This window comes from Polaromonas sp. P3_B1, assembly GCF_056402935.1.
In genome coordinates this window covers 57,816-68,171 of record NZ_JBFUGK010000031.1, presented here as the reverse complement: position 1 = coordinate 68,171, position 10,356 = coordinate 57,816, and the positions used below count along the sequence as shown (strand labels likewise).

At 62.3% G+C, this 10,356-nt stretch carries 5 protein-coding genes; all 5 read right to left on the bottom strand.

The features are described from left to right. On the bottom strand, positions 1-580 hold a 580-nt coding region (locus tag AC1DXS_RS17690), incomplete at its 3' end, for a hemagglutinin repeat-containing protein (RefSeq protein ID WP_477738783.1). Continuing rightward, positions 532-1,074 carry a hypothetical protein gene (locus tag AC1DXS_RS17685; protein ID WP_477738782.1) on the bottom strand — a complete coding sequence of 181 codons (543 nt, stop codon included), beginning with the start codon at positions 1,072-1,074 and terminating at the stop codon, positions 532-534. The genes AC1DXS_RS17685 and AC1DXS_RS17690, both read right to left, overlap by 49 nt. Before the next feature lie 32 nt (positions 1,075-1,106). Further along, on the bottom strand, positions 1,107-1,457 hold the full coding sequence (locus AC1DXS_RS17680) for a hypothetical protein (RefSeq protein ID WP_477738781.1): 351 nt from the start codon (positions 1,455-1,457) through the stop codon (positions 1,107-1,109). Between the two features lie 125 nt (positions 1,458-1,582). After that, positions 1,583-1,990 (bottom strand): hypothetical protein, encoded by a 408-nt coding sequence (locus AC1DXS_RS17675; RefSeq protein WP_477738780.1) that lies wholly within the window; start codon positions 1,988-1,990, stop codon positions 1,583-1,585. Between the two features lies 1 nt (position 1,991). Beyond that, a complete protein-coding gene (locus tag AC1DXS_RS17670) occupies positions 1,992-10,343 on the bottom strand; it encodes a hemagglutinin repeat-containing protein (RefSeq protein WP_477738779.1) in 8,352 nt (2,783 codons plus the stop codon). Positions 10,344-10,356: the final 13 nt, after the last annotated feature.

Here is a 10,356-nt window from a genome sequence, read left to right as displayed (position 1 = left end):
AGCTGAACGCGTCCGAGTCTTCCACAAAGGTGGCGGTGGCCAGCGAGCTCTGCGACTTGCCGGCATTGATGTTGACGTTGTTGCCGGCGCTGGCGACCAGGGCGCCCTGCTGGCTCGTCACGCTGGCTGCCGTGGCGTTGATGTCTTTGCCGGCGACGAGGCTGAGGTTGCCGGTGGCGCTGAGCTGGCTGCCGACGTCCTGGCTTTGGGAGAAGCGGGTGTAGTTGCGCTCGTCGCGTGTGGCATCGACGCTGTCGGACTTGGTGACCGTGTTCAGGTTGATGTTGTTGCCGGCCTGCAGCTGGGCGCTGCCCTGGCTCTGGATGACGCCGGCGACGATGTTGGCGTCGCGGCCGGCGCTGGCCAGCAAGGTGCCGCCAGGGTTGGTGATGTAGAGCCCGGCCACGCGGTCTAGGCCGGTGAAGCTCGAAACAGTGGGGCCCACGCTGCTGAGGGTGCTGGTGGGGGCTGTGGTGGTGCTGGCGATGTTGAGGTCGCGCCCGGCCGCCACGTTGAGGCTATTGGCCGCATCTATCTGCCCGCCGATGTTGTTGAGGTCGGTGCGCGCGGTGACGGCCACGGCATTGCCGCTGATGCGGCCCCCAGGTTGTTGACGTTCTCGGCCGTGAGGGCCATGACGGTGCGGCCGGCCATGGTGCCGCTGTTGCTGAGGTCGCCCGCAAGATTGAGGTTGAGCTCGCGCCCGGCCAGCAGGGTACCGGCGCCGTCGATGTCGCCGGCCTGCACACGCACATACACCTGGGGCACCAGCACGCGCTGGGTGCTGCCGTCGGCCAGCGTCACGGTCTGCTCGACCAGCCAGACGATGTCGCTGGTGAGGGCCGCCATCTGCGTGGCCGTGAGGGCGATGCCGGGGCGCAGGTTCATGGTGCCGGCAAAGGTGATGCCGGCGTCCATCAAGGCCTTGTACTGGACTTCTTCGCTGGTGTAGTTGCCGAGGAAGCGCTGGCCCGTGAGCTGGGCGACCTGTTCGTTGATGAGGCGCTGCTCATAGAAACCGTCGCCCAGGCGTTTCTGGGTCACGCTCGGGTCCAGCGTCAGCTGGCCCAGCATGTAGTCGCTGGAGAACCACAGTAGGTGGCGTTTCAGATCAGCTTAAGAATTTCCAGGTCGTTCAGAAATAGATCAGCCTCGGTCTTTGGAACATCAGCAATAAGATTTTGCAGGCCATACGCGGCAATCTGATCAACGATCAGTTGACGAGTACGAAGACTCCAATCCGGGTGCCATCCACCTGATAACACTAGCAACACGACATGCCACATACAGATTTCTACTGGGCGTTCAAAGGTATTCTCGAATTGATAGTCCACATAACCCATGATTTGCTCATGAGGCCATCCCTTCATTACCGCATGATCCCTGCAGCCTTCGTAATAACAATCCAGCGCCCAAGACTTAAGAGTCATGTACGTGACGCGTTCTTCGTGCAGCATTTCAAGGCTTTCTGGTGGGGCGAATGTCGATCATCGCAGTACTCCATCCGCAAGGAGTCGAGCTTTTCGACGCCTTTCACTACATCGGATATGCAGTGGACGCGCCTGGAGTTGTCCTCACAGTTTTAACCCAGCCTCTTTTCCAAAGAATCCAACACCATAGAAGCCACGGTACCAGCCGAACTCTTAGCTATTTTGATGGCAGAACGAATTTTTACGACACTCTCGCCTAAAACAAGACCTAAAGACAGGCGGCTATTCACTGAATCAAGGGCTGATATCTTCACTTCATCGTTTTCCACGGCAATCAGTTCAAGCAGCACATCAAATGAACTGATTCCTCCAACATCTCCAAGCGTTTCCGCACAGCGAATCAACCACGAAATCGGCTTATGTTGAATGGCGTCTTTAAGCGAAGCCCAGTCTGAATCAGTGAATTTTTCCAAAAAAGTAATGGCGTAGCCAATTCCTTCATCCGACCAGTAGTCAACGGAGAAATCCCCATCCAGGTATGCAGAGTATTTTTCAAACATGTTATTGCCCCGCAAAAGTTGTGGGCGATGTACAGCCACGACCACATGGGTAAGCAGCAGTCACATTGTTGCCGACTTTTATGACTTCGATTTTGACCCCGTTAACCGTGGATTGATAAAGCGTCGCTCCATCCGCTCGCGTGGCAACCGGCGGCATATCTCCCACTTGTTTAACAGCGCTCATGGTTTGGTTGGATGTCCAATTTTCAGGGAACAACGTACTTGATTTGATATTTGAAAGATTGCCATCACTGAATTGCGTCACTAACTTCGCGTTTCGTGTTCCGTCTGCATTCACGGAAAGCACCTCGACAGCGTATTTCGTATTTGAATTGGAGATTTCGCCGCCGTGTGCACCAATCAATCGATTTGTCGGCACTCCACTTGCATTGGTGACTCGCTCACCAAATAGGATTTTGGCCTCCATCTCTGGTGTGATGACCGTTGTGACACCTACACCCCCGTTTGCCACTTCACCATTTCCTGCAACCGATCCCTTTACTCCCGTGCTCGCACCCAGCCCCTCAGCCTTAGCCAGCGCCTTGGGAATGTATTTTCCTCCCAGGTAGGCAAGCCCGAGCTTGGCAGCATCAATACCAATCAGCATAAGCGGATCACGCTCGCCCGGGTATGTCGCCAGATTAAATGAATCCAGAACGCGCTGGCCTTCACTGGATTGGTAGGGTCCCGAAAATGCCGAATTGCCTTGTTGCATTTGCTGGTTTGACATACCGGCAATACCAGCCCCAATCGGCACTGCCAGGCAGCCAAGACCTAATGTTTCGGCGCATGACACCACGCCCCCTGTGGCAATCACGCCTCCACCCACCACTCCCACAGCGCCAGCTCCCATATTGATGGCACCGCCCACTCGGGTGACAGCCTCTCCGTTTCGAGTCAGGCCGTCTCGTATCGAGTCCAAAGGCTCATAAACGAATTCACCCGTTTTCTGGAGAATGGCCTTCTCGGCTGTGTAGGTATCTCCCTGACGCTGCATATCGTTGAGCTTGATCCAGTTTGGATCACTGTCGGGAATGCCGTCCGCACACCTGATCAACGCGCACGCCGCCGCATCCAGTCGACGCTTCTCTTCGGTCGTCTTTCCTGCTTTGGCCGCAGTAAGTTTTTGTGTTTCGGTGTAGTGCAACTGCCGATTATTGGCATCCACAGTCGCAGCCGTTGCCGCCCCTTGTGCACCACCCACAGCAGCGCCCACACCTGCTGCAGTCAACGTCGCTACAGTTTGCGCCAGCGCCTTGGCAGCGCTATCGCTCAGGCCCGCATCCACCAAGCCTTGTTGAATTCCATCTTGCAAAGCATTCATCAGGTTGGCGGAACTGGCACTCACTGCCGCGCCCGCGGCACCATCCAAGCCGCCGCCCAAGGCACCCACGACCGTGTGAAGCGCAATCCGGTAAATTCCACCCTCATCCCATTTTTTGGCTTCGTCCTCGTTCTTTTGATCTCGCAATGCGGCCGCCTGGCTGGCCGCAAAGCTTGCGACCGCCTTAGGCGCTTCCCGCGTGAAAGCCTGCGTGATCTGCATTTGCGCGTTGACTTCGGCCTGCACTTTGGCGGCATCAAAGATGGGTTTGAGGCCCGTCTCGGCATCCGTGCTTCTAACCGCCGTATTGCCCGCAATGCCGCTGATACCCGCGCTGCTGGTGCTGCTGGCATTACCCTTCTCGCTTCCAAAGCCGATGCCCAGGCCGTTCATGCCTAACTTTCCGGTCGGTTGCTGGCTGGTCCCCACGCTGATGCTGACGGACTTCGCGTCATAGCTCGCGCTATTCTGGATGTCGCCGATATTGAGCGTTCCGCCCGTGTTGAAGCTGTTCTTGCCCTGCTCCACTGCCGCCTGGTTGCTCGCGATCACGCTGCCGCTCAAGGTGGTATTGCCGCCCACATTGACCTGGAAGCCGCCGTCGCCGGCCTTGATACCGCTTTGCTCGCCGACGCTGTTGAAGTTGGAATCGATATTGCTGTTGGAGGCGCTGAAGCTTCCGCTCATCTTGCCGAAGCCCACGCTGACCGATCCGCCCATGCTCTTTTGTTCGCTGGTGTAGGTGCTGGTGTCCTGCAGGCTCTGGATGTTGAGGTTACCGCCCACGTCGGCCTTGACCTGGTTGGCCTTGACGACGGCGCCTTGCAGCGTGGTGTCGCCGCCGCTGGTGATGCTGACCTGGTCGCCGGCCTTGACCTGGGTGTTGGTGTAGGTGGTTTCTTCACCGTCGCCCCGGCCTTTGCCGCCGCTGGCGCTCAGGTTGAGCAACAGGCCGTCGGTTCCGAAGCTGACGCCTATGCTGCCGGAGCTGTTGCTGTTGGTGCTTTTTTCGCTGGCGGTGTTCTGCGCGGCCAGAAGCCTGACCTGGTTGTCGGCCAGCAGTTGCACCGCCCGGCCGGCTTCGATGTTGCTGCCCTGGATGGTGAGGTTGCTGTCGGCGCCCGCGCCGGTGGCGGCGATGGTGATGGTGCCGCCGGCCGTGACGGCGCTGCCCCGTGCGGTGTTGCTTTGGCTCAGGGAGTTGCTCTGGCTTTCGCTGCTGCCTATGCTGATGGCAATGTTGATGCCACCGGCCTGTTCGGCTGCGGTGGCGTCCCGGCTGGTCACGTTGCCGGCAGCATCTTCGCTGACGACCTGATGGCTCTTGTCGGCAAAGTCGGTGCCCTGCCCCGCCTTGACGGCGTCATACGCGTTCTTGCCCGCAAAGCCAGCGTTGGCCAAGGCCAGGCCTTGCATGCGGCTGTCTTTGGTGTCGCTGGCCGCGTCGCTCATCTTGTCGATGGTTTGCATCGCGCTGATGACGGGGGAGGTGATCTCCAGCGTCAAGCCTGTTTGCTTGAACTTCTGCTCGGTCTCGCTGCGGCTGGCTTCCCTTGCCTCAACAATGTCAACCGTCTTCGCCACGATGGTGACGTCTCCGCCCGGAGCCATGACGTCGCTGCCGACCTGTTTGTAGGCCTCATTGGCCACCAGAGTGACGTTGCCGCCAATGCTGCCCACGGTGCTGGCGGCGGCGGTGGCGCCACGGCTCTTCTGGTCGGTGGATTGCTCACGTGTGCCGACGGTGATGCCTGCGCCTTCGCCGTCCAGCAGACCGGACTCCTTCTTTTCGTAGAAGTAGGTGCTGCTGCTGGTGTTCTGCGCGGCCTCGATGCTCAGGTTGCTGCCTGCCGCCAGGGTGGTACCGGTGTCGCTGATGACGTTGGAGCCCTTGACGTTGATGTCCTTGCCGGCCACCACGGTGACGGTGTTGCCGCCCAGGCTGGAACCGACGGCCTTGTTCTGGTCGCTGCTGCGGCGTTCTGTGGTGCTGCTGGAGCTGAAGATGTCGCTCTCGGCGGTGGTCAAGGCAAAGCCGAAGCTGTTGGTCTGCCGGCCTTCGGTGATGTTGACGTTGTTGCCGGCGGTGGCCGTCAGGTCGCCACCGGCCTGCACGTTGGCGGCTCTGGCATTGAGGTCTTTGCCGGCGATCAGGCTCAGGTCGCCGGCGGTTTGCAGCTGGCTGCCCACCTCGGCCGTCTGGCTGTCCTTCAGGAAGTGGTCTTCGCCGCGCGACTGCAGGCTGCTGTTGGCTGTGGTGACGGTCCCCAGGTTGATGTTGTTACCGGCGCTGATCACGGTGCTGCCATTGGCGCCGCTGTTGGAGATGACGCCCGCGATGATGTTGGCGTCACGCCCGGCACTGGCCACCAGGGTTCCGCCCGGGTTGCTGACATACAGGCCCGCCACGCGGTCTATGCCCGTCATGCTGAAGCTGTTGGAACTGGTGCCGCCGGTCTGGTTGCTGGCACTGCTGGTGGTGGTGACCACATTGAGGTCGCGCCCGGCGCTGGCGTTCAGGCTGGTGGCGGCAATGATCTGCCCGCCGATGTTGTTCAAATCATTGCGGGCAGCCACTGTCACGGCGTCGCCAGTGATACGCCCGCCCAGGTTCTGCACGTTCTCAGCCGTGAGGTTGACGACGGTGCGGCCAGCCACGGTGCCGCTATTGGTCAGCTCACCAGCCAGGTTGATGTTGACGCTCTGGCCGGCCAGCAGGGCGCCGGTGGGCGCCAAGTCACCGTCCTTGACGTGCACATAGACCTGGGGCACCAGGACGCGGGCCTTGCTGCCGTCGGCGAGCGTCACTTCCTGCTCGACCAGCCAGACGATATCGCTGGTGAGTTGGGCCATCTGGATGGCGCTCAGGGCGATGCCGGGGCGCAGGTTGTAGGTCTGGGCATAGGTGATGCCGGCATCCATCAGGGCTTTGTACTGGACTTCTTCGTTGGTGTAGCTGCCGAGGAAGCGCTGGCCGGTCAACTGGGCCACCTGCTCGTTGATGAGGCGCTGCTCATAAAAACCGTCGCCCAGGCGCTTTTGCGTAACGGCCGGGTCCAGCGCGAGCTGGCCCAGCATGTAGTCGCTGCCCAGCCAGTTGCGGTAGTTGGCAAAGCGCGGGTCGGTTTCAATCAGGAAGCCGCCGGCCGGGTTGGGGTTGAGGCGAAAGAGGCTGGTGGTGGGAACGGTGAGGTTGACGGGCACGGTGTGCACGCCGGCCGCGCTGAGTGCGCCGGGCGTGCTGGGGCTGCTGCCAATGCTGGCGCCCGCAGCGGCGGCTACCTGCGTGCCGGTGCCGCCGGGTGCGGTGAAGCTGCGGCTTTGCGCAAGATTGAGCGTGACGGTTTGCGGCACGTCTTGCGTATAGGGGCCGTCGCGATAGGCGTTGTAGTTGTAGTCGCAGCCGTCAAAGCCGCCGCAGCCTTCGTTGTAGTTGCTCCAGAAATAGGCGGTGCCGTTGCGCTGTGCATTGACGGTGATGGTGCGGCCCCGGTTGTCGACAGCCTGGCCGGTGATGTTGAGCGCGCCGCCCGCGATGATCTGGCTTTGGTCGTTGACGAGTGAAGTCGCCGCGTGGAGCGCCATGGCGCCGGCGCTCAGGATGCGGCCCGGGCTGCTTTGGGTGATGACGGGGGTTTGCGGCGTCGAAGTGTAGTCGCGAAATCCCTCGACGGAGACGGCGTTGGCAACGACGGTCATGCGCATCGCATCAATCTGTGCTTGCAGCGCGATCCACGGAGTGGCATCCACATCAGACGTGGTCTGTGGCCGGGCAACCCCAAAAATATCCCACACCGGGCTGCTGGCGTCGTAGCCGAAGAACGCCGCGACAGGGGTAGACAGCAGGCTTTCACGGGCGCCTGTTAACAGGTTATGAGCAGGCACGTAGGCGCTTGGGCCGAGGAAATACGGCACGTACTTGGGATCGGAGTAGGGAGCGCCCTTCAGCAGTATGCGGCCCTTGCCGTCGGTGTTGAGGTGGCCGGTGTAAGGCGGTGGCTCGCTGGTCTCCGACACCCATCGTCCTGGGCCGCCATAAATTTGTTGCAGGCCCGTCGAGTCCCAGTATGCGTAGCCGCCATGCGATGCCGCCTGGTAGGTCTCGGCGCTGACCACCCAGCCTATGTCATTCGGCGTGTAATTACCTTGCGCCGTGATGTACTCCCTGCCGCTACCGTTGCTAGCGCTACCGGTCTGCACGGTGTAGGCGAAGTTGGGGTTGGTGTTGTTGATCTGCCCGGCCGTGATGCTCAAACCGCCCAGGGACTCGATGGTGCCGCCGCTGTTGTTGACCGTGCCGGCTTGGCCGGTGGCGTGGCCGCCGGCGTCCAGGCTGCCGCCGATGGTGAGCGCATCGGCCGCCGTGCCACCGCTGAAGATCAATGCGCCTTCGCCGTTGTTCAAGGCCTGCGTGCCGATGTCGAGCCGCTGCCGGGCCGCGATCACTGCGTCAGCGCGTGTGCCGCCCACGGTTTCGGTGCTGTTGTTGACGGTGGTGGCGGCAATGGCGATGTGGTCGCCGTAGATGCGGCCGGTGCCGATGTTGGTCAGCGTGGTGGCGTTGATCCGGGTTTCCTGTCCGTCGATCACGCCGCGGTTGGTCAGCGTGTTGGCGGCCGTCACCGTGGTGTTGACGCCGCTGATGACACCGGTGGCGGCGTTGTTGACGTTGACGGCCGAAGCGGCCAGGTTGCGCCCGGCCTGCAGTTTGCCGCTGTTGCTGAGGTTGCCGGTGGTTGAAACCGTGACGTCACGGTTGGCGATGACTTCGCCGGTGTTGTCGAAATCGCTGGTCAGTGTGAGGGTCAGGTCCTGCTGCGACAGCAGGCTGCCGCCGCCGCCCAGGCTGGCGGCGTTGGCCACCAGCGACGTGCCGGCAATGACAGTGCCGCCGGTATTGCTGATCGCCAGCGTCTTGGCGGCGGCCGTGTCTTGCAGCGTAGCCGTGTTGCCCGCGCTGATCAGCCCGGCATTGTTGTCGATGCTGCCGGAACTGGTGACGGTGGTGTTGGCACTGGTGCGTATCGCGCCTGAATCGTTGGCGAGCGAGGCGCCCGTGATGGCGATGTTCTTGCCCTCCAGGCCCTGGTTGGCGCCGGAGGTGCTGCTGTTGACGACGCTGGCAGCGGCCAGGGTGACGGTCTCGCCGCTGCGGACCAGGCCGCCGGTGTTGTTGATGGCGCCTGGCCCTGCGGCCACGGAAACATCGCCCGCGGCCTGCAACTGGCCGCCGCTGTTGTTGAAGCCGGTGGTGGTGAGGCTTGCGGTGGACTCGCTGACGATCTGCCCGCCCGCGTTGCTGACATTGGCCGCGCTGGCGGTCATTGCGCCCCTGGCGCCGATGGAACCGGCTGCGTTGTTGATATCGCCGGTGGTCAGGGTCACAGCACCTTGGGAAGTGATGCCGCCCGCGCCGCCGCTGTAGCCCGCGGCGTTCGTGTTCGTGAGCGTCTGGCCATGGGTGTTGATGGCCAGGGCGCCGGTGGATTGAATCAGCCCGGCGGTGTTGGTCAACATGCCGCTGTCTATCGTGGTGATGCCGCTGGCGGAGACACTGCCGCCGGTGTTGTTGAAGGCCTGCTGGTGGGTGTCGACGGTGACGGCCGCGCCGGTGATCGTGCTGCCGGTGTTGGTGAGACCCGTGTTGCTCAGCGCGACATTGCCGCCGGCGCTCAAGCGCCCGCCCTGGGCGCCACCGCCGGCCACGGTGTTGCTGGTGGCGCCTGTGGTTGTGACGGCAAGGTCACCTGCCACCGAAGCGACAGTGCCGGACGCATTGGACAGGCTGGCGGCGTTGACGGTAACTGCGCCATTGGCCGCGACTGTGCCCTGCGTGTTTTGCAGCGCGCCTGCGGCGGTCACTGCCAGGGTGCCTGTGGCCACCATCATGGCGCCCGCTTCGTTGGTCAAGCCTGCGCCCGTGGTGATGCCGCCGTTGCCCTGGGCGCTGATGACCGCACCGGCACCAGTGTTGGTGATGGCACCGATGGTCGTGATGTGGGTATTGCCGGCGGCCTGGATTTGCCCGCTGTTGGTGAGCCAGCCGTTGGCCTGCAGCACCAAATCGCCGCCGCTGGCGCCTATGACGCCGGCATTGCGCACACCCAGGCCGGTTTCGGTGCCGACGAGGAAAATCTTGCCGGCATACATGCCGCCGATCTGGGCTACATCAATCGCATAGGTCGGTGCAGGGCCGGTGCCGGCTATCGGTGTGGCGCCGGTCTGGGCCGCATCAATCTGGTTGGCACCGGTCGTCACGCGGAGCTCTTTGGCCCAGATGCCTGCATTGAGCTGCACGGCGCGCGCCAGGATGGCGGTGTAGTCGGCCGTGCTGGTGTCCAGCCCGGTGCCGCCCACACTGACGTTGCCGCCCTGCACACGGAAACCTTCAAGCGCGCCGCCGTTCAGCACCGGGCTGCCGGTGGTCAGAGAGACGCGGCTGGCGTTGAGGAAGCCGCCGCCGTTGACGTTGATACCCGCCGGGTTGGCGATGATGACTTCGGCGCGCTGGCCGGCAACCTCGACATAGCCGCGCAGCTGGGTGGGGTTGGCCGAATTCACCTCGTTGAGGATGACGCGGGCAGGGCCCGTGGCCAGCCAGGGATTGGCACCGACAAAGCCGCCCAGCTGGGTCTGCACATTGGTACGGCTGTTGTTGAGGATGACGCCGCTTTGCGGAACGTCAAACTGGATATAGGTGTTGCGGCTGACACCGGCCGCGCTGGGCGTCTGGATATTGACCTGCGGCAAGCCGTTGGCTGTTTGCAGCACAGTGGGGCGCTGGTTGGCAGGGGCGGATGGGTCCACGACGACCTGTGCTTGCACGGCGGGTTGCAGCCAGAGCACCACGCCCAGCGCGCCCAGCACGGCAAAACGCACAGGGTGCAGGCACGCCAGAAACTCCCGGGAGGCGACCCTGCCCGCCGTCTCGCCGCCGGCGGCCTTGCCCTGGCCGGTGGCGGTTTCGGCCACCACCATGCGCTGGCCGCGCTTTGAATTAAAGATGATGCGGTGCAGGTTCTTGTTCATGGAGAAGGGGCGA

What these genes read in the sequence shown, in the direction of transcription:
- AC1DXS_RS17685 (WP_477738782.1), bottom strand. Translation starts at nt 1,074, where the DNA reads ATGCTGGGCCAGCTGACGCTGGACCCGAGCGTGACCCAGAAACGCCTG.
- AC1DXS_RS17680 (WP_477738781.1), bottom strand. Translation starts at nt 1,457, where the DNA reads ATGCTGCACGAAGAACGCGTCACGTACATGACTCTTAAGTCTTGGGCG.
- AC1DXS_RS17670 (WP_477738779.1), bottom strand. Translation starts at nt 10,343, where the DNA reads ATGAACAAGAACCTGCACCGCATCATCTTTAATTCAAAGCGCGGCCAG.
- AC1DXS_RS17675 (WP_477738780.1), bottom strand. Translation starts at nt 1,990, where the DNA reads ATGTTTGAAAAATACTCTGCATACCTGGATGGGGATTTCTCCGTTGAC.